The organism is Campylobacter sp. RM19072, assembly GCF_024723485.1.
Lineage (GTDB): Bacteria > Campylobacterota > Campylobacteria > Campylobacterales > Campylobacteraceae > Campylobacter > Campylobacter porcelli.
The window spans coordinates 1-639 of record NZ_JANQCU010000058.1 but is presented as its reverse complement, the minus strand read 5'-3'; the positions used below and the strand labels follow the sequence as shown (position 1 = coordinate 639).

At 37.7% G+C, this 639-nt stretch carries 1 protein-coding gene; it reads right to left on the bottom strand.

All coding sequences use genetic code 11. The features are described from left to right. Positions 1-56 precede the first annotated feature (56 nt). Complete coding sequence (locus CSUIS19072_RS08445) at positions 57-578, bottom strand: hypothetical protein (RefSeq protein WP_086293867.1); 522 nt, start codon at positions 576-578, stop codon at positions 57-59. Positions 579-639 lie beyond the last annotated feature (61 nt).

Genomic DNA, 639 nt, shown 5'->3' with positions numbered 1-639 from the left:
GATAATCTCGCCATTTATCTCACCACGGCTTATATCATAACTCTTTGGTCTCATTCTCACTCCTGCTTAGTTACTATCATTACAAACTCTAGCTCATTAGCTACTACTTTATTAAACCTTACTACACTACCATCATCGCTTAGGGTATAATCCTTACCAAAAACAGCAGTATAAACCCCATCAAAGATAATGCAAAGCTCTTTAAAGCTATTTACACTCATACCATTTAAGCCAAACTCGCTCTTAACCCCATCACCTACGCAGGCTATATACTCAGTAGTTAAGACACCTCTAGCTACATAGCTTTCATTTATTACTCCTACATTTACGCCTATACCAGCATCAGCTGATACTCTTAGCTTCTGGCCATTTCTTACAAATATCTTAGTGTTATACCCTTTAAACCCTTCAAGCGTTGCGTGATACAAAGTCGCCTTTAATGTGCCTAGCTCATCTAGTACTTCTATCGTAACTGCTTTTGGACTGGCTAAGGCGTTATATAGCCCTATGCTCACTACTGCATTGCTACTGAAGCTAACGGTCTTATCTCCACTAAAACTATATCCATCTAATTTCACAATACAACTCCTAATAAATTACCAAATTCACTATTTTTAATCATCTTATGAGCCTCTAGAG